Genomic DNA, 24,304 nt, shown 5'->3' on the forward strand with positions numbered 1-24,304 from the left:
TCTATCTGTATCATCCGAATGTATCTGCTTTCAGAGAAAGCAACTTCATGATATAATTGTAAAAAAAGACTAACTACTTGTCAATGTACAATTTTTTACATTTTGAGGTAATAAAAATGACATGGAAAATTATTGCAGATTCTGGCTGTGATTACCGTACTTATGAAAGCGCTGCACCAGATACAAGCTTTGTTTCAGTTCCCCTTACCATTCAGATTGGTGAGACCATCTATACAGACGACGATAATCTGGATACAGACAAAATGATGGAAGATATGTATGCAACAACTACTGCTTCCAAATCAGCTTGTCCCAGTCCTGATGACTATATGAGAGCCTTCGAGGGAGCTGACAATATTATCGTTGTTACCATCACTGGTACTTTGTCTGGTAGCCACAATAGTGCTCAAGTCGCTAAAAAACTTTATCAAGAAGAACATCCGACTACCAATATCCATGTGATTGATAGTTTATCAGCTGGAGGTGAAGTGGATCTACTCGTTCGCAAACTTCATCAATTAATCGCCCAGGACCTTGACTTTGATCAAGCGGTCGAAGTCATCACCAAATACCAAGAGAAAACCAAACTGATCTTTGTCCTTGCTAAGGTCGATAATTTGGTCAAAAATGGTCGTCTCAATAAAATTATCGGGACTGTTGTTGGCCTCTTAAATATCCGTATGGTCGGTCAAGCCAGCGATACCGGGACCCTTGAGCTTCTCCATAAAGCCCGTGGCCAAAAGAAAGCTATTTCCACTACTTTTGAAGAAATGCTCAAAGCTGGCTATAAAGGGGGACATATCACCATTGCTCACCGTCGCAACGAAAAATTCGTAGAACAACTCTCTGCCTTGGTCCATGAAAAATTCGCCAATGCGGATATCGAAGTCCTTCCGACCTCTGGTCTATGTAGCTTCTATGCTGAAGAAGGTGGCCTCTTAATCGGCTATGAAATCTAAATCAACATAAATTCAAAAGAGGCTGGGACAAAAGTCCTAGCCTCTCAATTGTCTTTGGATTGTCGAGCAAGACGCAGTGGTTGAGTGGGCTCTACTACGCCGATTTCATCAACTTTTACAGCCCTACTCAACTGTGCGGAGGTGGGACGACGAAATCGAATTCTAACGAATGACCGATTTCTGTCCCACTCTCTTTTTTATTCACCAATTTCTTGGTTAAATTTGTAGAAAGTATTCTTATAAATGAGATACGTCGCAAGAGCTCCAATACCCGCTATGAGAAGATAAATCACACTAGCAAGCAAGGTGGTGAAAGCTACAGCGGATAGATAGAAAGTAAAGCCTATCAGGACGAGCATAACGATAATAAAGACGAATATCAACAATCCTCTCAAGGCAGCATTTCCTCTATTACGGTTCATCAAATCCGTTACAGTCGACCAATTGGTCGTTAAGAGCTTGTAGTCTCGTCGAAAAGCGATCACACTCAAACTCAAACTGGTCAAAAACCAAATCAAAAGCATAGCTAGAAGAGAGAGGGGATGGACCCCAAAGTAGCTGGACACCCCTACTAATAGCACAATCGGCAAAGCAGACTGAACGGAAAAGAGAATCCAAAACTTCTTCAAACAATAGCGTTTAAAATCAATCGGAAGGGCACGAAGATAAGCGAAATTTTCCCGCTCCAAGGAGATTCCGATACTGGTCAAGCTTTCTACAGAGTTGAAAACTCCGATCATGAAAGCGATAAGAGACAAAGGAAGTAAATATTGGGGCGTGAGGTAGTTTTCAATTTGAAGGGAAGCTCGCGATGCCCCTAAAAACAAGCCAAAGGTAAAAAGATAAGGAAAGATCGCCATCATAAAGATGACCTGCGTCAGCAAGGTACCATCACTTAGAAGCCGTTTATGATAGGAAACGGTAAAGCGATGGAAGGCCTTTTGATCTCCTACCTTCATCTGGCTCACCCGCTCCTTGACTGCATGGCTGGAAGAGACCTCAAGGGCAGCATCATAGAAATGAGGCAAGACCTGACTTTTGACCAGCCAAAGGAGGACTGCTAGAACCAATATCCAAGCCAACATCCCAAGCAGAGCACCTGAATCCAAAGGATTCAAGATAAAGGTATGAAAGACCTCTATCGGAGGAAAAATACTCGGTTGAGTGACCAAATCACCAGCCACCGAGTGCTCTGACTGGAGCATATTGATATAGAGATAAGCTCCAATGGAGATAAGACTACTCAAGCCAATGATGACGTTAGACACCAAACTCGTGTGCTTCTTAAAGACAGCTGATTTGGTAATCAGGTGAGATAAGAACAAGGTGCCCAAGAAGAGGATAGAGAGGAGAATCATGGCACAAAGAAGGCCAAGAAAGAGCCCCACTAGGATATTTCCCCCTGCTTGGATAGGAAGAATGATAAAATAACTGACCATTGGAAGCAGGGCCATCAAGAGCACTAAAATGACTGAAATACTCTTTCCTGCAATGACTTCTGCATCCGAAAAAGCATAGGGACGGTAAAATTGCAAATCCTTGCTCTCGTAAAAGACATTGTAAAAACTCATCAAGCCCTGGGAAATCGTCAAGAGCCCAAAGAGCGTAATCATATTGACAAAAGGACCAGGGCTAGAGACGAAATCATTGGCACTCGAGAGAATCCCAAAAAGGAAAAGATAAAGGAGACCAATAAAAATATAGGTCCGAATGGACTGGGCGGAAACATTCACCTTCCTAGTCGGATTCTTTTCCTGCTTCTTACGAAATTTCGCTAATTGTGCGGGCTGAGTAGCATAGATGATGTTGACATCCACTAGGCGACGAACCATCTTAAGACGCATCTGGACTCACCTCTTCTCTTCGACCAGCCAGTCCAAGATAGATGGACTCTAGGCTTTGTTCTGGATGTTGCCCCTTCAGTTCCTCAATGGTCCCATAAAAGATGAGGTTCCCCTTCTTCAGGATGGCAATCTTATCACAGAGTTGCTCTGCCACTTCGAGGACATGGGTTGAGAAGATGACGGTATTCCCCTTATCAGCATGTTCCCGCATCATCTGTTTCAGGTCGTAGGAGGCTTGTGGATCCAAACCAGTCATCGGCTCATCTAGAACCCAGATGTCTGGATCAGATAGGAGAGCTCCGATAACAAAGACCTTCTGGCGCATCCCATGAGAGAAAGACTCAATGACCTCATATCGATGACTTGTAAAGTCAAAAAGGTTGAGCAAATGTTCCAAACGCTCATCACATTCCTGCTGGCTCATATCATAGGAAGTGGCAACCAACTCCCAAAATTCATTGGCTGTCAAACGTAGAAAGAGATCTGGCGAATCGGCTACGTAACCAATTTTCTTTTTGATTTCTAATCGATTGCTGTAGAGATCCTTCCCATCGACTAGAATGCTGCCTGTCGTCGGTGTGATGACACTGACCAAGCTCTTAATGGTCGTTGATTTTCCGGCACCATTATGGCCAATCAAGCCGACAATTTGCCCATCTTCAATGGTCAAATTCAAGTGGTTCAAAGCCAGATGCCCATCGTAATCTTTTGTGACTCCTTGAAATTCAATCATAGATTCTCCCTCTTCTATCCCACTTCCCTGATGAAGGAAAACGGTTTACTTGTTTTGCCAATATTTTATTCCATTTTTCCTCTTTTGTCAATGGAAAACTCAAGTATTAAAGTAATTCATCAAAGCGGTAGAGAAGGCCAAATAGATAACTAGGAATGATATCTAGGAGGTCCTCCGTAAAGACCCGCTCCCCTCTTTGGTGGAGTTCCTTGCCCCAAGGCCCTAAATTGACCGCAGGCACTTGAATCTGTGCAATGTTTGCAAGATCCAACTCGTAAACTTGAGAGGGGATAGCTAAACTATCCAATACGACTTGATAGCTTTCTAGCTCTCTCTCCAAGGCACAATAACTGGTGTCGCAAATGCCCATGAAGTACTCTTCCACCTTCAGTGACAAGCCCCTGCTTGCTAAATAGTAGCGATAATCATCTATTAGGTTATCAATTTTTAGACTGGTATTCGGTAAAGACCGACAATTCATAGAAGGGTAATAAGGTGGAGCAAAGCCAATAACCACCAGAGGATTTTTCTCACTCAAAAACTCTAAGAAACTTTGAATCTGCTGGATGGCAATGGTCTGATAGCTGACTCCTGATAAGAAATCTTGATAGGCTCTTTGCTCACACTGCTCTTGAAAGCTTAAAAATCCTTCCTTCTTTTGGCAACGATCCAGCAATTCTTGATAGCTGATGACTCTTGGCTGAGAGATCAGATGTTCTTGCCCTGCTTGGTCCTGAAGGGACAGGTATTTGACATAAAATTGATCAACCGCTTCCTGGCTCAACTCTTTGATGCGTTGCAACAATTCTTGAGGGGTCTTTTTCAGATGCAGAACGCTGAAATAGCCGGCAGCATGGAGGACAGTCGACACATCATATTGATCCTTTAAATCCCTCAGATAAGACCAAGAAGGAAGGGGAGACCGCTCACCCAGAGCATGATCAGATAAGTCTGGGTGAAGGTCCAATTTTGATGCAACTGCTATTAGGAGAGAGAGGGCATTGATTCCCTTTAGAGGCTCTTTCATATGAGACAAAACTCCTTGGGCAACAACGACTGGCATCAGCTTGCCAACCGTTCCGATATGCAGGACCTTCTCCTTGTCACTCCCTGCTTCAAAGGGCTCTGAATCCACTGCTAACACATAGTCCAAGTCAAACTCATCTTTTAACTGACAGAGTAGACCCAAGGCTCCTCTCATCCCACGTGAATAAGACTCCTCATCTCCCACAGATAGATAAAGCAAATTAACCTGACCCCCAGCTGGATCTGAGGCATAGGCTTCTAGGACTCCTAGCTGGAGCGCTAAGGCCGCCTTCATGTCACAAGAACCTCGTCCGAATTGCCATTGGCGAGAATTTAGATCCTCCTGCATTTCTGATCGAAAATCGAGGTCCTTTAAGGCTTGAACCAGTGCCTCCGAATCCAAAGCTATAGGTGCGAGGGGACCGTAATCTTCTAGATCTACCGTATCGTGGTGGTGAAAAAGAATCACTGTCTTTTTCTTTCCCTTATCAACTAAAGCCCAGTTGACACTCCGATGGAGATGGTCATTGGGAAGAGGGTAGCGACCAAAGTGATGGGGGTGAGTCTGGAAATATGGAATAGCCCCAATTCGTTGGTCTAAATAGTCTTCCATCTCCCTTTCTGTCTCTGTATTAGTAAAGCTAGGTATGGACATTGCCTCTTGAAAAATTGTGGCAATTTGTTCTTGGAAATCTTCTATGGATCTCAATGGGGGCCTCCTTCTGATGGGCTGGATCCCTTTGTTTTCTATCACTCTTTGGCGATAAGTCTGATATTATTGATCTTCTTTGCGACGGTAGACAGCTTTCCACAGGCTAGTCGCAAGGACGGTAAGCAAGCCATAAACTGTCCAGATATTTGCTGTTTCACCAGTTTCAGGTAAGCGTGTTTCCTCCTTCTCAGGCAAGCGAGCGACACTTCCCTCTCCTTGGCTTGTGCTTCCGCTGACGTGTGCTAATTGAGCCAATTCTTCTTTCTGTTCTTTACGGAAGTCCATTTGGTCTCGTCCGACTGGTGGTTGTTGTTCTTGATGACTAGCTTGATCAGAAACAGAGCCCTTACCGGCTTCTTCCACTACAGTAGGATTCTTCTTAGCGATTGGGAGAATACGATCTGCTAAGCTTGCATACTCGGTATCCTTTTCATTTGGCTGGTAACGAAGTAAGAGAGAACGGCTATCTTCAAGAATCGGAATTCTTGCTGAGATTGAATCTGTCTTAAACTTGACTTCGTATGGATCAGCATAATAAATGTAGTCCGGGTCAAAGGCATGAAGCGTCAAAACTAGGCGATGTCCTTTCTTAACTGTGTAGAGGTTCGGTTGTAAATACATCGTATAGTTGTGGTACTCATTTTCCTTTAGATCGATCGAGTGGCTAGAACTTGCTGAATCAAATCCAGAGCCAGGATTAGCCAAGTTGAGCCAGCCTCTTGAAATGACTACACTCTTAACCTTGTGCGTCTTATAACGTTTCAGAGGGAGACTGTCCAAATTGCTACCACTCCAGTAGCCGGTTTCATCCAGGGTCTCTTTTTCAAGGGTACGAGTACCGTAGCCATCCTTATCATAGGTGATTTCTTCTTTGACAACATCAAATTCTTCGTCAGAGACATCCATTAGGGTCGCGCTGACATGAGCATGGCTCTTATCTCCTTTTATGAAGCTAGCGCTAAAATTCACAGGAATATGACCTTTGATGGTGATATCTTGATCGACCGGTGCAGCATAAGAGGCACTGACAGCAGATGAATGGAAGGCCGCATCTTGGTTTCTGGTTGTCCAGTTCTCACCGGTGCCATAGAAATCGCTGGATACTGTCACATCTTCTCTCTTAGAATAAGCACGCGCAGTGATGCTATTGGTTGATTCCCACTTATCAAATTTGCGCCACTTAGACGGATCCAAGTTGTCCTGTGCTGTGACTTCTGGCAGATACTGAATTCCATTTCGAATTCCAAACAAATAATGACTGTACCATAGATTCATCAAATCATTGAAGGCTTGACCCGCAACATTCGTCCCAGACCAACGTGTCGATGGATAGACATGGTTTCCTTGGTGGAGCAAGACTTTTGGATCAATTCCTGCCTTCTTGAAGGCTTGAACCATTAATTCAAAATGTTTTGGCTTGACATTGTCATCATTGAGCCCTTGGATAATCAATGGTGCAGCTTTCAAATTTGCTGCGTTCAAGGTGTAGTCACGTTTGACATACTCTTCGTTGTAATTATGGCCATCCTTGTGTTGGAGCTCATTCAGCTTGGTAATATAGGCTGCATAGTAATCCTTGACCTTGTCCCAATCTTCCTTATCAAGAATACGGCCTGAGGTGTAGACTGACAACCAAGAGAGGTCATTGGAAGCTCCTGTATCAAGAGGAGATCCTTGGCTGTTAAAATGGTCATACCAGCTAGCGATACCTGCAGCTGGCACAATGGTCTTGAGACCTTCGACTCCAGTAGAGGCTACACCGAAGGTCGTTGTCCCAGCCCAAGACAAGCCTGTCATGGCCACATTTCCACTGGACCAGTCAGCCTTGATTTCACGGTTGCTGGTTTTATCCGCATAGGCCTTACGCTTGCCATTCAACCACTCAATGATGTTCTTGTAGGCCGCAATTTCTAGGTCAGATCCAGTCGTATTAATCCCATCAGAACCTTTGGATCCCAGGCCGCTACTGGTAACTACTGCATAACCGCGAACCAAGTAGTAATTGTACCAGTTGAGGTTTTCATAGTCATAGTGGGTATAGTCATCTGAGCTTTCACGAGGATTGACATAGTACCATTCTTTTGGATCTGCAGCCTTTGCCACTTCTTCTGTCGAGACTTCTTTGACTGCCTTTCTCTTTTCTGGCTTACTGTAGAGTTTTGCCATATCAAAGTTCCCACCTTCTTTCAGACCCAATCCCTCAAGGGTGCGTTCTTCTGTCGTTCCTGTTACGTAAGGGCTGGCTTCAAAAATACTCGGTGCTTTATAATCCCCCTTGACTGCAGCCTTAGGAACTTGGACCAAGGTCTTCACTAAGTCAGGTTTGCCATCTCCATCCGTGTCATAGTCGGTTTCAACATAGACAATATAGCGGACAATGTCACTCTTTTCATAAGAATAATGCTCAATATCATCCCCCGGTGTAAATGGGAAAATCGGTTGGGCCCGTCCGTTCAAAAAGAGAGGTTCTTTGCGATCAGCGCGGTAGGCCGCATGGAGTTTTTTAGCCACCTCAACCATGGAAGCTAAGTTAGTCACTGGTGCCGTTCCTTCTGTATCCTCACTGATCATACCAAGACTTTTAGCAAAAGCCAAACGATCCTTATCAGTTGCTCCTACTTGGCCATCTTTTGTCGACGCCCACTTCAAGAGCTGGTTGACAGCATCCGTCACAGTTGCTTCTTTCTTAGCATCTTGCTCCTCAACAGATTGACCAGTCACCTCTGAAAGTTCCCCAAGAGTCACCTTAGGAGCGCTAGAAAGAAGACTGGCATTTTTTTCTGATACAGCCCCTTCAGGAGATGGACTTGTTTGAGGACTTGCACTAATCAGCTTGTCTGCTGGAGGAGAGACAGGATCCTTTTCCGCAACAACGTCCTTATCTGTCGACGTTGGCTGGTCAGCTACTGCTGGTGTTGCTACAGGGCTTGTAGCAGCTACTGGTATATTCGATTCAGGCTTTTGAGACGCTTCCTCCTTAGGAGACAGCTCATCACTTGCTGGAACTTCATTTGAAACAGGAGAGGTTTCTGCTGTACTTGGCTGTCCCACATGAGAGGTCAAGGCTGGTTCTTGACTATTCGTAGCCACTTCCTCCGCCTGGACATGGCGCGCCAAAACAATTGGACTCATTAACAAACTTGCAAACACAATCGAAACAAGGCTAGATTTTTTCATATACAAACTCCTTTGAAACATGTCGTTTTGACCGATTTATCCAAAACGACGAAAAAAGTAGACAAATTCATTCTTTAATAGATGCACTAGAAACGAAACCTCCTTTCATCGACGGCATCTTTTCCTGTCAGGAAGCAAGATTTCCTCATATCTGGTAGTCAACCAGCTTTCAAACAGGATCACAACTTAACTTACAGCAGGGAAAGCTCTCTGGACTTTCCTTCCTGTAAATCAAATGATGGAGACACTTTTTCAACTAGCAAAGCCTTCTAAGACAGATTGAGCGAACTTGAATAAAAATAAAAAAATAGTTCCTATTCATGGGGCCAAATCCCTCTCTCCGATCCATACAAGACCTATCTTTTTACCCATTTATACACTATGAAATAAAGACAGCGTTTTCGAGAGTGCAAACCTTTGCCCTATCCTTTCATTTTTGGTAAAATAAGGCATTAATTCACGAAAGATGAGAAACAAATGGAAAATCAAACCTTAATGCAATATTTTGAATGGTACTTACCTTCGGATGGTCAACACTGGTCCCGCTTAGCTGCAGATGCTCCTCACCTAGCAGATTTGGGTATTCGTAAAATTTGGATGCCTCCTGCTTTTAAAGCCACTTCTGCCAATGATGTCGGCTACGGCGTCTATGACCTCTTTGACCTTGGAGAATTCGACCAAAAAGGGACTGTTCGGACCAAATATGGTTTCAAAGAAGACTACTTGCAAGCCATCCAAGCCTTAAAAGAAGCTGGAATCCAGCCCATGGCCGATGTCGTTCTCAACCATAAAGCAGCTGCCGATGGTTTAGAAAAATTCGAAGTGGTCGAAGTGGACCCTAACGATCGGACCATCGTCTTGACAGAGCCTTTTACGATTAAAGGTTGGACAAAATTTACCTTTGATGGTCGAAATGGAGCCTACAATGACTTCCACTGGCATTGGTACCACTTTACCGGTACCGACTACGATGCTTCCCGCAATAAGAGTGGGATTTACCAGATTCAAGGAGACAACAAAGGTTGGGCACAAGACGACCTCGTTGATAGTGAGAACGGAAACTACGATTACCTCATGTACGCCGATATCGACTTTAAACACCCCGAAGTGATCGAAAACCTCAATCAATGGGCAGAATGGTTTATTGAAACCACTGGGGTTGAAGGCTTCCGTCTAGACGCTGTTAAACACATCGACTCCTTCTTCATGAAGAACTTCATCCAACAAATTACGGACAAATATGGAGAAGATTTCTATGTATTTGGTGAGTTTTGGAATGGGGATGAACAAAGCAACAATGACTACCTGGCCAGCATTGCCTACAAGTTTGACTTAGTGGACGTTGCCCTCCACCAAAATCTCTTTAGAGCTAGCCAAGAAGGGGAAAACTTTGACTTAACGACTATTTTCAATGGTACTCTTGCAAGCAATCATCCAGAAAGTGCGGTAACCTTTGTCGATAATCACGATACCCAAAGAGGACAAGCTCTAGAGTCCACAGTTGGTGAATGGTTCAAGCCTGCTGCTTACGCCCTCATTCTCCTCCGCGAGGCCGGACTTCCATGTGTCTTTTATGGAGACTACTACGGGATTTCAGGTGAGTTTGCCCAGCAAGATTTCCAAGCGGAGCTTGATCAACTCCTTCGTATCCGCAAAGACTTAGCCTACGGTGAACAAAGAGACTACTTTGACGATCCTAACTGTATTGGTTGGACGCGGTCTGGAACTGAAGAGACTGCTCCTATCGCCTGCGTCATTTCAAATGCTGGTCCATCCGCCAAACGGATGGAAATTGGTCAAGCCTATGCAGGACGGACCTACTACGACGCTTTAGGAAATTACCAAGATACCATCCAAATTGAAGAAGACGGTTGGGCTGATTTCCCAGTCTCAGACCGCTCCGTCAGCGTGTGGATTTTGGCAGACTAACTAGAAAACTAAATCGAGTAAAGAGGCTGGGACAAAAGTTCTAGCCTTTCAATTGTCTTTGGATTGTCGAGCAAGACGAAGTGGTTGAGTGGGCTCTACTACACTAATTTCATCAGCTATTACAGCCCTACTCAACTATGCGGAGGTGGGACGACGAAATCGAATTCTAACGAATGACCGATTTCTGTCCCACTCTCTTTCTTATATTTTATAGCAAACTACAGGTTCATTCTAACACCTTAGGAAAGCGCTGTCAATTCTTTATCTGATTCTCTTAACAACTTCATGAAAGAAAAAACTCGCTCACTTCCTCAGTTGGAAATGAACGAGTTTAATCATCTAAGAAGCAAGGGGTTCTTTTTTGTTAGCTTAATTCTGCAACAATCGCTTTGAGTTGTTCTTTGGTATGAACACCAGCGACTTGTTTCACCACTTGGCCATCTTTCTTGAATAAGAGAGTTGGAATGGACATGATGCCGAAGTTGCGAGCAGTGTTTGGATTTTCATCCACATCCATCTTAAAGATTTTCAAGTCATCTTCATGGATTTCTTCTGCCAGCTGTTCTAAGATTGGTGCCTGCATCCGGCAAGGACCACACCAAGTTGCCCAGAAGTCGACCAAGACCAAACCTTGGCTCGTTTCTTGTTCAAATGTTGCATCTGTTAGTACGTGTACCATAGTTCCTCCTTTGATCAGTGATTGTCACTAATCTCTCATTGATAGTTCTATTCTACACCAAAATTCAAGTTTTTAGAAATATTTGCTACGTACCTCAGCCTTGGGACTCCTCTTTCTTTTTCTTCCAGAAAAGAAGACTAGACAAGAAGAGGGTACCTAAACCATAGAATCCCATCCATTCCTCTGCGCTACCTGTTTGAGGAAGCTGACCTGCTTTTTCTTGTGCTGGAGTTGCTTCTTTAACCGTTTCAGAGACAAATCTTTGTCCATAAGCAACAGATAGAGCCTCTGGTTTTGCAATTTCTTTCTCAACTGATTTGACGAGAGGAAGAAGACTTGGACTAGCAGGAATTTCTGGTTTTCCATATCTTTCAGGCTCTGGAAGGACTGGCAGATGGTATTCTTCGATTGAATGAATTGCCGGTTCTACCAATTTTGCTCCTTTTATCTCAGGAAGGGCAGCATATGCTGTATCAGCCGCGTTCGGAAGATAAGAGGCTACCTGCGAACGAGTCCCTTCTACGATCGGAATAGTCGCACGGATCGAATCTGTCTTGAAGGTCACTTCATAAGGATTCTCAACAGTTAAGTCTGATGGATCATAAGTATTGAAGACTAGGGCGAGCTTGTGTCCTTTTTTAACCGTATAAAGGTTTGGTTGGAGATGGACCGTATAGTCGTGGAATTCTCCAATTTTTGGTTCGATGCTATTTCTTGAGCTAGCTGAATCATAGCCAGACTCAGGGTTGGCCAGGTTGATCCAACCTTTTGCGATGACCTTATACTTGGTCTTGATGGTTTCGAATTCAGCCACAGAAAGGTTGCTTAAATTGCTACCCATCCAGAAGCCATCTGCTTTTTTATCCGCCTTAACCCCACCGTTGCCGACCACATCAAATTCTTCATCCGATACGTCGACTAAAAGAGCATTGATTTGGAAGTTCTTTCCTTTCCCCTTAGCAAGGGCTGCCTTGAAGTGTACAGGGATATGTCCTTTGATAGTGGTGTCTTCTGTCACTTCCGATACGAAGGTCATGTTGGCTTTTGAAGAACCTTGGCTCACGGTTTCATCACGCTTGGCAACTTCGACACCAGCTCCAGCATAATCGCTCGAAATCGTTTCTTCCAAGCGTTTCGACTGCGCATTGAGGAAGAGGAGCTGCGTGGTCTTCCAATTATCATACGTGGTCCACTTGCTTGGGTCATAGTTATTTTGCGCCAAGACAGCTGGTAGATTTTCGACCTGATTCTCCACTCCATATAGGTAATGGGTCAACCAGGTATTGAGCAGGTCATAGAAATCTTGTCCATTAGCCTGAATACCATAACCACGGGACATAGCTGCTGGATAGACGTGGTCTCCTTGGTGGAGATAGAGTTTGACATCCTGCCCTGCTTTCTTAAGGGCATCGTACATGAGTTCAAAATGCTTGGTTTTGACATTGTCATCATTTAAACCATGAACCAGGAGGGCACTGGTCTTTAATTTTTCAGGATTGAGGGTATAATCCCGTTCCTTCCAGACATCGCTATAATTGCGTTCATGTGCATTTTGATCCTTATTGAGCTGGTTGATGTAGTTGGCATAATTTTGCCAAATACCGGCCCAATCAGCTTCATCCAGGATTCGAGTCCCTACGTAGAGGGATAACCAAGAAAGGTCACTGTATGGTGGGTTCCCATAGGCTGTTCCTTGACTGTTAAAATAGTCATACCAAGAAGCAATCCCAGCAGCTGGTACGATGGTCTTCAAACCTTCGACTCCTGTCGCTGCGACACCAAAGGTCGTGGTTCCAGCCCAGGATAGGCCCGTCATAGCGACATTTCCTGTAGCCCAATCTGCCTTGATTTCGACATTGCTATTCTTATCTGTGTAGGCCTTGCGCTTGCCATTGACCCACTCGATAATATTCTTGAAGGCATTGATTTCCAGATCAGACCCTGTCGTATTGAACCCTTCTGATCCCTTGGTTCCTAGACCAGCACTGGAGATAAAGGCATAGCCTCTGACCAAGAAATAGTCATACCAGTTCAAGTTTTCGTAGTCATAGATATACTCGTAGGGACTGTAGTAATACCAATCCGAAGCCTTGGCTTTCTTGGCTGCTTCGACTGTCGAAGAGCTTCCGACTGCCTGGCGTTTAGCTGGTTGCTCCCGCAATTTCTTCATATCATAAGAACCATCTGTCGGCAAGCCCAAGCTTTCAAGGGTCACAGAGTTCTCATCCAAGGTTCCTGCTACATATGGACGCGCTTCGAGAATGGTCGCCGCCTTAAAGTCTCCCCTGGCCACAGCCTTAGGTAACTGCACAATGGCCTTGACTAAGTCAGGCTTGCCATCCCCATCTGTATCATAATCGGTCTCTACATAGACCGGGAAGCGAACAATTTCGCTATCCTCATAGTGATAGTCTTCATCTGCTTTTTCCCCTGTAGTATAAGGGAAGATGGGTTGAGCCCGCCCATTCAAAAAGAGAGGAGCTTTCTTTTCAGAGCGATAGGCATCATAGAGCTTTTTAGCAATACTGTACATATTGGTCAGCTCTTCCTGACTGACCTTACGACTCAAGTCCTCATGGCTACTAATCATTCCCAGACTTTTAGCAAATCGTTCCCGATCTGCGGTCGATTGACCAGCCTGCTTGGGATCCTTCGCAGCCCACTGAAGCAATTCATCAACGGCATCTTGAACGGTTAATTCCTTGTCCTTGAGTTCACTATTTGCCAAGCTACCTGTATAAGAAGTTAAGGCTTGTCCTGTTGCTGGAGAAGTTGCTCCTGTCGAAGCTGCAGGGCTAGCTTTGTCACCTGTTCCCTGAGGTGCCTGTGGGATGCTTGTTTTTTCAACAATCGTAAGAGGCTTGTCTTGACCAACTTGCTTGTCGACCTTCTCCATCTCTGCTGGATCCTTTGGATTCCCTATCACTGGTTCAGAAGTCGCTACTTCATTTTTTTGATCCACACTTGGGACTGATGCAGTCTGATCCGCTTGAGATTGGGAAGCTGCTCCTTCAGAAGTTACAGGCTCAGGAGCCACCTGAGTCACGACTTCTTTCGTTGGAGAAAGCTCTGGTAGATTCTCATCTGCTGCCACCACTTGATTTAAGATAAAGGGAGCTAGCAGGAGGCTAGAAGCCACCATCGACACCATTGTTTTCTTTTTCATAAAAGAGACCTCGCTATTTTGTAATCAATACAGCTATTATACTATGTAAGCGCTTTTATATCAAATTCTTTTTAACAAAAAAATCGAGGCGAACTGCCTCGATTAATTCATGCTTATTTCACATGGTTTTTTAATTCTTCTTGAGCTTTTTGGTTAGACTCTGCTTGCTCTTTCTTCCATTTTTCAAGAGCTTTGTTGTAGTCTTCGGTTGTTACAGCCTTGTCTTGAAGTTCCATACCTTTATAGACAACGTTGTCTTTCCCTTTACCACCGGTCCAGCCAAATGGTGCTGAAAATGGTACAACACGAGTCAAGAATGGACGACCAGTCTTAGATGTTGTTGGGATGACCAAAGCACTATCTGTCAACCAAGCTTGAGCTGCAGCATATTTCTCATAACGTTTGTTAAGGTCTTGTGTTTCAGCTCCTGCTTCTGTTACCATCTTCTCAAAGTCGTACAAACCAACTTTCTTAGCTGCCTCATTGTTTTCGCTTGGGTCAAATCCAAGGAAGGTACGAGTGTTTTCACCAGAAGATGCTTTCAAGATATCAAGGTAAGTTGATGGGTCTTGATAGTCAGGGCTCCATCCAACGTTATCTGAGATATCCCAGTCTTCGTCTTCTGCTTTTGCAGCAAAGAGCGTTACGTTCAAGAGGTCTTCTTTGGATACCATATGGATGTCGACAACGACGTTTTCTTTTCCAAGCGTACTTTCAACCGATTGTTTGAAGGATTGAGCACGTTGAACCTTAGATTGAGTCGTTTGGTCTACTGGCATATCCAAGTGGATTGGGAATTTCACACCATCTGCTTCAAGTGCAGATTTAGCTTTCGCAAACTCTTCTTTGGCTTGTTTTGCGTTGTAAAGACCATTTTGACCATCGTCAAGATTTGCATCTTTCCACTCGTCTCCATAAGTCACCAACTCAGATTTAACCATCTCACCGAAGGACTTGCCATCTGCTTGAACGAATGTAGGTGGGATGTACAAGTTACGGATCAGTTTGCTTGCTCCATCTTTACCATTTGCTTGGGCAGCATAGGCTTCACGGTCAAAGGCAAAGCTGATTGATTGACGGAAGTCCTTGTTCAAGAGAGCTTTCTTAGTAGATGATTTTTCTTCATCTGTTGTTTTTGATGTGTACTTGTATGACTGACGATCGATGTTGACACCGATAACGAAGGTGCTGGCATCTTGAGGAGTGTAGATGATTTCATCTTTAAACTTCTTAGCTTGGTCAGTAAATCCAGGTCCAGTTGGGAACAATTTAGCAAGGCTAAGAGCGTTGTCCTCAAATGAGTTGGCCAATTTACTTTGGTCTTGACCATCATAGTATTCTAGCTTAACATCTGTGATGTGAACATTGTCTTTATCCCAGTAGTTTTCATTCTTGCTCATCTCGATAGATGATTTAGAAGTGAAGCTCTTCAAGATGTAAGGACCATTGTAAAGAAGAGAGCTAGTGTCACTTGCTTGGGCAAATTTATCCCCTTTAGATTCTACGAATTTCTCATTGATAGGGAAGGTGATCCCAAGAGTCAACTTAGAATTCCAGAAAGGCTCTGCCTGGTTCAAAGTGATTTGAAGGGTATGATCATCGACTGCTTTAATGCCAACATTTGAGAAATCAGAGGTCTTTCCTTCAACATAATCATTCAAGCCCTTGATGGAATTTTGAATGATGTAGAGCATTTCAGACTTGTGGTCAGCGGCATATTTGATACCTGCAACGAAGTCATCAGCTGTCACGTCCGCATACTCTTCCCCTTCTGAATCATACCATTTAGCATCATCACGAAGTTTGTAAGTATAAGTCAAGCCATCTTCTGAAACTGTCCAATCTTTAGCAAGTGAAGGAATCAAATTTCCATACTTGTCGTTTTCAAACAATCCATCAATCAAGTTTCCTGTGATTTCGTGGGTTGCAGCTTTACCAGATGTGATGTAGTTCAAGTTTTCAGGTTCTGTCTCATAGACGTATGAGAATTTTTGACCTGCTTCACTTGATTTTGAGCTAGAGCTAGATGATTTAGAACCACCAGAACATGCTGCAAGAATACCTGCTGAAAGAAGAGCTACTCCTGCAAGAGCAATGACATTTCTTTTTTTCATTGTTTACTCCTAATAAATTTTTAAGGTTGTCCTAAGATTATACCACAAAGATTTTCAGAAGAGAAGTAATTTTCTGAAAATTTATTAAATTTTGTAATTTTTCTTATCCTTAGCATTTATTAAAGTGGGAACCATAGTCTACAAAGTCCTTGACATCGCTGGTTTTGCCCTCATGAAGGTCCCGAACAATTTTCGATCCGACGATGACACCATCAGATACCTGATTAAAGCGGTCGATATCTTCCTTAGTGGAGACTCCAAAACCTGTCAGTACTGGAATAGTGGCCAAGTCTCTCAAGGTCGCCAAGTGCTGATCCAAGTCATCCCGGTAGTTGCCCATTTTCCCAGTTACCCCATTAATGGCTACCGCATAGATAAAGCCTTCTGCTTCTTGGATCAAAGTCTTCTGGCGTTCGATACCAGTGGTCAAGCTGACCAAGGGAACGAGGGCAACGTCACTCTCTTTCAAGTAAGGGGCTATCATATCCGCATGTTCGTTTGGCAGATCCGGAATGATCAAACCTTTGACTGAAGTAGAGGCTAACTCTTTTATAAAGGCTTCTATCCCATATTGGTAGACCGGATTGATATAGGTCATGATGACGAGAGGAATCTTGGTCTCTTGCTCTTGGAGTTTTTTTACAATAGCTGTTAAGGTCACGCCCTTGGCTAAACTGCGTTGCCCAGCCATTTCGATGACCGGCCCATCTGCTACAGGATCAGACCAAGGAATACCCACTTCAATAGCCGATGCTCCACTTTCTTCCAAGAGCTGGATGGTATCAAATAGGCCATCCAGTCCTTGCTCGTGATCCCCCGCCATAATGTAAGGGACGAAAATCCCAGTCTTACCGTCTTTGATGGCTTGTAAATGCTCTGTTAGTGTTTTTGTCATTTCTACTTCCCTTCTGCTTCAAACCGTTCTTTGACCTGCATGACATCCTTGTCTCCACGACCAGATAGGCAGATGATCAGCGTTTGGTCTGGAGTCATTTCTGCTGCGACTTTTTGCGCTAGAGCGATAGCATGACTGGACTCCAAGGCTGGGATAATCCCTTCCAAACGTGAAAGCAACTGAAATCCTTCTAGAGCTTCTTCATCCGTGATCGCATCATAGGTTGCCCGGCCAATTTCATTGAAATAGCAATGCTCTGGACCCACACCAGGATAATCCAAACCAGCAGAGATGGAGAAAGCTTCCATGATCTGTCCATGGGCATCCTGGAGCACTTCCATCAAGGCTCCATGAAGGATTCCTGGACGACCTTTGGCAAAGGTAGCTGCGTGTTTGTCCGTATCTAAACCAAGACCGGATGCTTCTGCTCCGTACATCGCTACAGATTCATCTTCTACGAAGGGATAGAACATGCCAATGGCATTGGAACCTCCACCGATACAAGCTAGGACCGCGTCAGGAAGCTTTCCACCTGAGACCTCTGCAAACTGACGTTTCGCTTCCTTACCAATAACAGATTGAAAATCTCGAACAATCTCTGGGAAGGGAGCTGGTCCGAGGGCAGATCCCATGATGTAATGGGTATCATCAATCCCAGCTACCCATGCACGAAGGGCCGCATTGACCGCATCTTTCAGCACGCGCGATCCGTCTGTTACACTATGAACTTTTGCTCCCAAGAGCTCCATCCGAAAGACATTGAGGGCTTGGCGTTTGACATCTTCCTCCCCCATGTAGATGGTACACTCCATCTCGAAGAGAGCCGCAGCCGTCGCAGTCGCTACCCCGTGTTGACCAGCCCCTGTCTCTGCGATGATTTTCTTCTTGCCCATCCGTTTAGCCAGCAAGACCTGACCAAGGGCATTGTTAATCTTGTGAGCCCCTGTGTGGTTGAGGTCTTCCCTTTTCAGATAGATTTGTGCTCCACCGATGTGCTTGGAAAGACTTTTGGCATGGTAAAGTGGAGTCTCCCGTCCCACATAATTCTTGAGCAAGTCATCCAATTCTGCTTGAAAGCTTGGATCTGCTTTGGCTTCTCTATAAGCCTTATCGAGTTCAATCACGGCTGTCATCAGGGTTTCTGGAACAAACTGTCCTCCAAATTTTCCATAAAATCCTTTTTCATCCGGTAGTTGATAGTTCATGCTTTCGCTCCTTCTATAAATGCTTTTATCTTTTCTATATCTTTGCGACCGTCCGTTTCGACCCCCGAGGATACATCTACTGCATATGGCTGAAAGGTCTCTCTAGCTTGGCGGACATTGTCCTCTGTCAAGCCCCCTGCTATAAAGAAGTCCTGCTGGATCTTCTGATCTTTCAGCAAGCCCCAATCAAAGGTTTGACCACTCCCAGCTACTGGTGCATCAAAGAGCAGATAATCTGCCTGGCTGCTTACTTGGGCTTCCTGATCACTGAGCTGGATCGCTCGAATGACGGGAACTGAAATCATTGGCATCAGCGCTTCATCAAAAGCCCCATGAATCTGAACCATGTCTAAGGGAACCCGACTAATCGCTTGCTCCAAGTCCTCTAGACTCGGTGAGACAAAGACTCCGACAATTTTGGTCTTGCCAGTCACCCGTTTTGCCAATTCCTGGGCTTGCTCCAGACTGACTTGTCGTTTGCTCGCAGCGAACACAAAACCGATATAGTCTGCGCCTGCTAGGACAGCTGTCTCCACTGCTTCCACTGTAGACAGGCCACATATTTTAACCTTTGTCAATTTGTAACTCCTTGACCTTTTCTGCTACATCCCCTGCTGTCATGAGAGCAGTCCCTACTAAAATTCCATTGAAGTAGGGAGCGACTAGGACTGCATCTGCTCCATTAAAAATAGCGGACTCAGATATATAAACGGGCCGGTCTTTGAAATGCGTAGACAATTCAAGACTGGTATTCAGATCCGTTTCAAAGGTGACGAGGTTCCGGTTGTTGACCCCGATGATGTCAGCCCCAATCCGATGGGCTATTTCGAGCTCAGGTAAGTTATGGGTTTCTACAAGAACCTCCAGACCAAGCTCCGTTGCAAAGTCATAGAGTTCTTTGAGCCGGGCTTCTGGTAGGGCTGCGACTATCAAGAGAATGACTGTAGCTCCCGCATTGCGAGAGCGGACAATTTGTTTCTCATCAATGATAAAATCTTTGGCCAAGGTTGGAATCGTCACCTGGCAAGAAATCTCACGAAGGTAGTCTAGATTTCCCTTAAAGAAGACTTGGTCAGTCAAGACCGAGATCATGGCTGCCCCATTTTCTTCATAGGTCTTAGCTTGGGCGACAATATCCACTTCCAGATTGATATCCCCCATACTAGGACTGGCTTTCTTCACCTCGGCGATGATCTGTAAGTGCTCTTGATCACTCTTGAGAAAATCATAGAGACGGTAGGTCTGACGAAGAGGTTGTAGATCTTCCATGACCATTTGAGCCACCTCTTTTTCTTTTTGTTCTAAGATTGTAGGTAGAAAGGCTTTACTCATACTTGAACCTCTTGTAAGTGTTGCAATTTAGCAAGGGCAGAACCATCCGCTATCAATTGGCGCGCCAACTCTACACCTTCTTTGATCGTTGCGACTTTCCCATTAGTAAAGAAGCCCAGACCAGCGTTGAGAACCGTCGTTTCCAGATAAGGGCTGGCTTCATTCTTCAAGACACTGAGGAGAATCGCAGCATTTTCCTTGGCATCACCACCTGTAATTTCGGATAGCTCCACCTTTTCCATCCCCATATCTTCATAGGTAAAGGTATGCTGGCTGATGTTCCCATCTTCTAGCAGGGTGTAGGTATTGGTCCCATAGAGAGCCGCTTCGTCCATATTGTCAGGACCTGTGATGACCACTGCACGTTTGCGTCCCAACTGTTGGATAGCACGGGCGACAATTTCTTGCAATTCGGCACGATAGAGACCCATGAGTTGCGTTTCTAGGTCCAGCGGATTCGCCAGAGGGCCGACCAGGTTCATGATCGTTGGAATCCCCATAGCTTGACGAGCTGGGCCAATGAAGCGCATAGCTGGATGCATGGTCTGAGCAAAGATAAAGGCCAAACCAACCTCGTCCAAAGCTTTAGAGAGGGTTTCTGGCGAAGCAGCTACGTTGATGCCAAGCGCTTCTAGGACATCCGCAGATCCTGACTTAGAAGAAACCGAGCGATTGCCAGCCTTGGCCATGCGGATCCCTCCAGCAGCCAGAACGAAGCAAACCGTCGTTGAAATGTTAAAGCTATAGGATTGATCGCCACCAGTCCCACAGTTACACATGGCATCTGAAAAGGTCTCGGGTAAAACCGTTACATGGGCCTTTAAGGCGCGCACAATCCCTGTAATTTCGTCCGCTGTTTCTCCCTTGGTTTTGAGTCCCATCAAAAAGGCAGCGATTTGACTTTCTGATAGTTGGTTCTGCAAGATTTGATCAAAGACTTCTTGAACTTGCTCTTGGGTCAAGTCTTGGCGATTAGAGATTTGTAAGAATAGTTCTTTCATAAGGGTTTCCTCTTGTCTTTTCTACACGTTTATTAGGTATTCTATCTGCTTGGAACTGCCGGTCTAGTCTAGGACTAGCTTCACAAAATTTTCGATCATTTTTAGGCCATCTGGACTACCGATACTCTCAGGATGGTATTGAAGGCCATAGATGGGCAGACTCTTGTGTTGAATGGCCATGATTTCTTGGTCGTCCGTAGTAATGGCCGTGACCTCAAATTCTTCTGGCATTTGATCAACGACGATCGAATGGTAACGCATGATGGGTACTTCATTGTCAATATCCTCAAAAATTGGTGAAGGTGTTTCAAAGGTAATCTGGCTTTGTTTGCCATGCATGACATTCTTAGCCAGGCGCAACTTGCCACCAAAGGTCTCCGCCAGGGCTTGGTGACCTAAGCAAATCCCCAACATAGGTTTCTTACCTGCAAAGTCCTTGATCATGGCTTCCATTTGACCAGCATCTGCTGGCCAGCCTGGACCTGGAGAGAAGACGAGGGCATCTGCTACTTCCGCCTGCTCATACAAGCGCTCATCATCATTTCGCAAGACCTCAACCTCTGTAAAAGTTCCCAAGTATTGGGCCAAATTATAGGTGAAGGAATCGTAATTATCCACTAATAAAATCATTGAACATCTCCTATTCTTGTCATTGATTTTGCCTTGTTAATCGTTTCGTAAAATTCATTCTCCGGAACACTGTCGTAGACAATCCCTGCTCCTGCTTGGACGTAGGCCTTTTGATTTTTGAGGATCATGGTCCGGATAGCAATGGCAAAGTCCATATCTCCTGTCGCAGAGAGGTAACCAATAGCTCCCGCATAGACCCCACGTTTTTCCTCTTCCAACTCATAGATCCGACGCATGGCCCGAATCTTAGGAGCTCCAGAGACTGTTCCCGCTGGTAGGGTAGCTTTCAAAGCATCTAAGGCTGTTAGGTGAGGCAGGAGTTGCCCCTTGATCACACTGGTCAGATGCATGACATAACGGAAGTACTCCACTTCCATATACTTGGTCACTTCGACCGTCCCGTTTTGGACGATTTTCCCGATATCATTGCGCCCCAGGTCCACTAACATGCGGTGCTCAGCTGTTTCCTTGACATCGTGAAGGAGTTCATGAGCCAAGGCTTGGTCCTCTTCCTCCGTCGCCCCACGAGGACGGGTTCCAGCTATCGGATTGGTGGTCACCTCTCCTTTTTTCACCGATACCAAGCTTTCCGGACTGGCCCCAATGATTTGGTAGTCCCCAAAGTCGTAGAAATAGAGATAGTTTGATGGGTTGGTCACGCGTAAATTTCGGTAATAATCCAAGGGATCTCCTTCGAAGTCTGCTGAGAAGCGTTGACTGAGGACACACTGGAACATATCACCTTCTCGGATCAGTTTCTTGGCCTTGGCCACCATCTCCATAAAGACTTCTTTTTCGATGTGGTTGCTGAAGTGCAGGGCCTGCAAGGCCTGAGGGGTGAACTCATTTGGTGCTTGAGTTTGTAGATCAGTCACCACTTTCCCCAGTGATTGGCGGACTGCATCATTGCTCCGACCAGAGTAGATATTGTCCTCCACCACATATACTTTTTCCTTCTTGTGGTCAAAGATCAAATAGGATTCGTAGATGAAGAAATGCATGTCTGGTGTCCCGATGGTATCCTGAGGAATCCTTCCAATCTCCTCATAGACTCCGATCATATCATAGCCCGCAAAGCCGATAGCCCCTCCGGCAAAAGGAAGATCAGATGTCAGCCCCTTTACTGTTACCTGGTGGAGGTAGTCAAAAGGATCTTGCTCCAGTACCTTGCCATTCTCATAAAGGATGCCATCCTGATAGGTCACCTCAAATACTGGATTATAGGCCACGATAGAAAAGCGGGCATTCTCCTTTTCACGCGGGATTGACTCAAGGATGACCTTATGGTCACCTTGGACACGCATGTAGGCTAGAATGGGGGTTAAGGTATCAGCTGGTAAAATTTTTTTCATAGGAATTCCTTTCTTTTCCTAGGGACGAAGCGATGCAAGTCCTGATCCAAGCACATACAATACTCTTCGAAGTTAGCAAGCTGACCAACTTCAACAGAATACAAAAAACCTCACAGAGTAACACTCTGTGAGGGCATTAAATCGGGTTTAACACGGTACCACCTCAGTTAATGGTCAAAAGGGTAGAAAGCGACCATTATCTCTATCTCCTCTAACAAGGAGTTGCACGATAAGGGGTGCCTACCGAGAAGAATATGTGTTATCCTCTCCTACTCTAAACAATCAGCCCAATGTTCACTAATCCCGACTACCTGCTCACAATACCCGCAGGCTCCCTGAAAATCTTAGACTAGTTACTTTCTGATTTACTACATATTTTACTACATTTTTTTGGCTTGTCAAGAATTTTTTGACAGTTTATCCTAAAAAATCTACCCAGTCAACTGGACCAGGCAGACTCAATCCTATGTTTTAACCTTGAAAACGAAGCTTATTTCACCAAGTCACTCTTGAGATAGGCATCGACCATACGCTCTGTCGCCACCACAGAATCTACATGGGTCCGCTCATAGGAGTGGCTAGACTCGATCCCTGCTCCGAGAAGACCATGCTTGACTTCTGCACCTGCGCTCATGGCTGCAGAGGCATCCGAGCCATAGAAAGGATAGATGTCCAGTTTGTAAGGGATGTTTTGCTCCTTGGCCAAGGCCACCAAGTGCTGGCGGAAACCATAGTGGTATGGACCAGAAGCATCTTTGACACAGATAGAAACTGTGTACTCGTCTGTCTGCTGGTCATCTCCCATCGCCCCCATGTCCACTGCTAAGTATTCAACCGCTTGAGCTGGGATGCTAGAGTTAGCCCCATGTCCCACTTCTTCAAAGACAGAAAAGGCAAAGTGAGTCGTCACTGGTAGGGTCACGCCTTCTTCCTTGTAGACGCGAAGGAGATTAAGCAAGATGGCAGCGCTGACCTTGTCATCCAAGTGACGAGACTTGATAAAGCCTGTATCTGTGACGATGGTCCGAGCATCAAAGCTGATAAAGTCTCCGACTTCAATCCCCAAGTCACGGGTTTCTTTTTCAGAGGTCACTTTTTCATCCAAGCGCACTTCCATATTGTCCTGAGTCCGCTCCACAGTTCCCGCATCCTTGTAGACGTGGCAAGAGGTTTGGTGGACAAGAATAGTACCCGAATGTGTCTTTCCTGTATTGGCCACATGGACGGTACAGTTTTCCCCTTCGATCATGTTCCAAGGGAAGCCACCGATGCGATCCAGCTTGAGACGACCATCTGGTTTCACAGCACGGACAATCGCTCCCAAGGTATCCACATGGGCTGTGATGTAGCGGTGTTGCTCGTCATTCTCACCCTTGAGGACAACGGTTACGCCTCCCTTAGCTGTCCGAACAGGGCTGTAGCCCATGTCTGTCAAAGTCTTGACTAGATAGGTAGCCACTTCTTCTGTAAAGCCTGTCGGTGATGCGAGGGCTGTGAGTTCTTTTAGATATTCAACTGTTTGATTCATGAATTTCTCCTTCAATAATCTG

Annotated in this window: 17 protein-coding genes; 2 read left to right on the plus strand and 15 right to left on the minus strand. The window is 45.1% G+C overall.

Annotation, left to right across the window (positions count from 1 at the left end):
- Positions 1 to 116 precede the first annotated feature (116 nt).
- Positions 117 to 959, plus strand: coding sequence for a DegV family protein (locus N596_RS03770; protein ID WP_042361153.1), 843 nt, complete (start codon positions 117 to 119; stop codon positions 957 to 959).
- 197 nt (positions 960 to 1,156) lie between these two features.
- On the opposite strand, the gene N596_RS03775 is transcribed toward N596_RS03770, so the two are convergent.
- The 4 genes from N596_RS03775 to N596_RS03790 form a co-directional block, all read right to left on the minus strand.
- Complete coding sequence (locus N596_RS03775; RefSeq protein ID WP_023027014.1) at positions 1,157 to 2,803, minus strand: hypothetical protein; 1,647 nt, start codon at positions 2,801 to 2,803, stop codon at positions 1,157 to 1,159.
- Positions 2,793 to 3,536, minus strand: a complete 744-nt coding sequence (locus tag N596_RS03780) for an ABC transporter ATP-binding protein (RefSeq protein WP_023027015.1) — start codon at positions 3,534 to 3,536, stop codon at positions 2,793 to 2,795. The genes N596_RS03775 and N596_RS03780 overlap by 11 nt, the downstream gene beginning before the upstream one ends.
- Positions 3,537 to 3,642: 106 nt before the next feature.
- Positions 3,643 to 5,217: a M20/M25/M40 family metallo-hydrolase gene (locus tag N596_RS03785; protein WP_042361423.1), complete on the minus strand. Its 1,575-nt coding sequence runs from the start codon at positions 5,215 to 5,217 to the stop codon at positions 3,643 to 3,645.
- A gap of 120 nt (positions 5,218 to 5,337) precedes the next feature.
- A complete protein-coding gene (locus tag N596_RS03790; protein ID WP_023027017.1) occupies positions 5,338 to 8,451 on the minus strand; it encodes a CocE/NonD family hydrolase in 3,114 nt (1,037 codons plus the stop codon).
- Between the two features lie 477 nt (positions 8,452 to 8,928).
- On the opposite strand from N596_RS03790, the gene N596_RS03795 reads away from it, so the two are divergent.
- Positions 8,929 to 10,380: an alpha-amylase gene (locus N596_RS03795; protein ID WP_023027018.1), complete on the plus strand. Its 1,452-nt coding sequence runs from the start codon at positions 8,929 to 8,931 to the stop codon at positions 10,378 to 10,380.
- 364 nt (positions 10,381 to 10,744) lie between these two features.
- Here N596_RS03795 and trxA read toward each other — a convergent pair whose 3' ends face one another.
- From trxA to N596_RS03850, 11 genes are all read right to left on the minus strand, one after another.
- Positions 10,745 to 11,059 carry a thioredoxin gene (trxA, locus tag N596_RS03800; protein ID WP_006595996.1) on the minus strand — a complete coding sequence of 105 codons (315 nt, stop codon included), beginning with the start codon at positions 11,057 to 11,059 and terminating at the stop codon, positions 10,745 to 10,747.
- Between the two features lie 94 nt (positions 11,060 to 11,153).
- Positions 11,154 to 14,225: a CocE/NonD family hydrolase gene (locus N596_RS03805; RefSeq protein ID WP_023027019.1), complete on the minus strand. Its 3,072-nt coding sequence runs from the start codon at positions 14,223 to 14,225 to the stop codon at positions 11,154 to 11,156.
- Between the two features lie 113 nt (positions 14,226 to 14,338).
- Positions 14,339 to 16,339, minus strand: a complete 2,001-nt coding sequence (locus N596_RS03810) for a peptide ABC transporter substrate-binding protein (RefSeq protein WP_023027020.1) — start codon at positions 16,337 to 16,339, stop codon at positions 14,339 to 14,341.
- Between the two features lie 109 nt (positions 16,340 to 16,448).
- On the minus strand, positions 16,449 to 17,234 hold the full coding sequence (gene trpA / locus N596_RS03815) for a tryptophan synthase subunit alpha (protein ID WP_023027021.1): 786 nt from the start codon (positions 17,232 to 17,234) through the stop codon (positions 16,449 to 16,451).
- 2 nt (positions 17,235 to 17,236) lie between these two features.
- A complete protein-coding gene (trpB, locus tag N596_RS03820) occupies positions 17,237 to 18,439 on the minus strand; it encodes a tryptophan synthase subunit beta (protein ID WP_023027022.1) in 1,203 nt (400 codons plus the stop codon).
- Positions 18,436 to 19,017: a phosphoribosylanthranilate isomerase gene (locus N596_RS03825; RefSeq protein ID WP_023027023.1), complete on the minus strand. Its 582-nt coding sequence runs from the start codon at positions 19,015 to 19,017 to the stop codon at positions 18,436 to 18,438. The genes trpB and N596_RS03825 overlap by 4 nt, the downstream gene beginning before the upstream one ends.
- Positions 19,004 to 19,771 carry an indole-3-glycerol phosphate synthase TrpC gene (gene trpC / locus N596_RS03830; RefSeq protein ID WP_023027024.1) on the minus strand — a complete coding sequence of 256 codons (768 nt, stop codon included), beginning with the start codon at positions 19,769 to 19,771 and terminating at the stop codon, positions 19,004 to 19,006. The genes N596_RS03825 and trpC overlap by 14 nt, the downstream gene beginning before the upstream one ends.
- A complete protein-coding gene (gene trpD / locus N596_RS03835; RefSeq protein WP_023027025.1) occupies positions 19,768 to 20,772 on the minus strand; it encodes an anthranilate phosphoribosyltransferase in 1,005 nt (334 codons plus the stop codon). The genes trpC and trpD overlap by 4 nt, the downstream gene beginning before the upstream one ends.
- A gap of 63 nt (positions 20,773 to 20,835) precedes the next feature.
- A complete protein-coding gene (locus N596_RS03840; protein ID WP_023027026.1) occupies positions 20,836 to 21,402 on the minus strand; it encodes an aminodeoxychorismate/anthranilate synthase component II in 567 nt (188 codons plus the stop codon).
- Complete coding sequence (trpE, locus tag N596_RS03845; RefSeq protein ID WP_023027027.1) at positions 21,399 to 22,754, minus strand: anthranilate synthase component I; 1,356 nt, start codon at positions 22,752 to 22,754, stop codon at positions 21,399 to 21,401. The genes N596_RS03840 and trpE overlap by 4 nt, the downstream gene beginning before the upstream one ends.
- Before the next feature lie 490 nt (positions 22,755 to 23,244).
- On the minus strand, positions 23,245 to 24,282 hold the full coding sequence (locus N596_RS03850) for a M42 family metallopeptidase (protein ID WP_023027028.1): 1,038 nt from the start codon (positions 24,280 to 24,282) through the stop codon (positions 23,245 to 23,247).
- Positions 24,283 to 24,304: the final 22 nt, after the last annotated feature.

Origin of the sequence: Streptococcus ilei, assembly GCF_000479335.1 — a bacterium.
GTDB classification, from domain to species: Bacteria; Bacillota; Bacilli; order Lactobacillales; family Streptococcaceae; genus Streptococcus; species Streptococcus ilei.

Excerpts from the sequence above, each read along its gene's own strand:
- trpC (WP_023027024.1), bottom strand. The coding sequence starts at position 19,771 with ATGAGTAAAGCCTTTCTACCTACAATCTTAGAACAAAAAGAAAAAGAG.
- N596_RS03810 (WP_023027020.1), bottom strand. The coding sequence starts at position 16,339 with ATGAAAAAAAGAAATGTCATTGCTCTTGCAGGAGTAGCTCTTCTTTCA.
- N596_RS03840 (WP_023027026.1), bottom strand. The coding sequence starts at position 21,402 with ATGATTTTATTAGTGGATAATTACGATTCCTTCACCTATAATTTGGCC.
- trxA (WP_006595996.1), bottom strand. The coding sequence starts at position 11,059 with ATGGTACACGTACTAACAGATGCAACATTTGAACAAGAAACGAGCCAA.
- trpA (WP_023027021.1), bottom strand. The coding sequence starts at position 17,234 with ATGACAAAAACACTAACAGAGCATTTACAAGCCATCAAAGACGGTAAG.
- N596_RS03785 (WP_042361423.1), bottom strand. The coding sequence starts at position 5,217 with ATGTCCATACCTAGCTTTACTAATACAGAGACAGAAAGGGAGATGGAA.
- trpE (WP_023027027.1), bottom strand. The coding sequence starts at position 22,754 with ATGAAAAAAATTTTACCAGCTGATACCTTAACCCCCATTCTAGCCTAC.
- N596_RS03775 (WP_023027014.1), bottom strand. The coding sequence starts at position 2,803 with ATGCGTCTTAAGATGGTTCGTCGCCTAGTGGATGTCAACATCATCTAT.
- N596_RS03795 (WP_023027018.1), top strand. The coding sequence starts at position 8,929 with ATGGAAAATCAAACCTTAATGCAATATTTTGAATGGTACTTACCTTCG.
- N596_RS03805 (WP_023027019.1), bottom strand. The coding sequence starts at position 14,225 with ATGAAAAAGAAAACAATGGTGTCGATGGTGGCTTCTAGCCTCCTGCTA.
- trpD (WP_023027025.1), bottom strand. The coding sequence starts at position 20,772 with ATGAAAGAACTATTCTTACAAATCTCTAATCGCCAAGACTTGACCCAA.
- trpB (WP_023027022.1), bottom strand. The coding sequence starts at position 18,439 with ATGAACTATCAACTACCGGATGAAAAAGGATTTTATGGAAAATTTGGA.
- N596_RS03850 (WP_023027028.1), bottom strand. The coding sequence starts at position 24,282 with ATGAATCAAACAGTTGAATATCTAAAAGAACTCACAGCCCTCGCATCA.
- N596_RS03770 (WP_042361153.1), top strand. The coding sequence starts at position 117 with ATGACATGGAAAATTATTGCAGATTCTGGCTGTGATTACCGTACTTAT.
- N596_RS03790 (WP_023027017.1), bottom strand. The coding sequence starts at position 8,451 with ATGAAAAAATCTAGCCTTGTTTCGATTGTGTTTGCAAGTTTGTTAATG.
- N596_RS03780 (WP_023027015.1), bottom strand. The coding sequence starts at position 3,536 with ATGATTGAATTTCAAGGAGTCACAAAAGATTACGATGGGCATCTGGCT.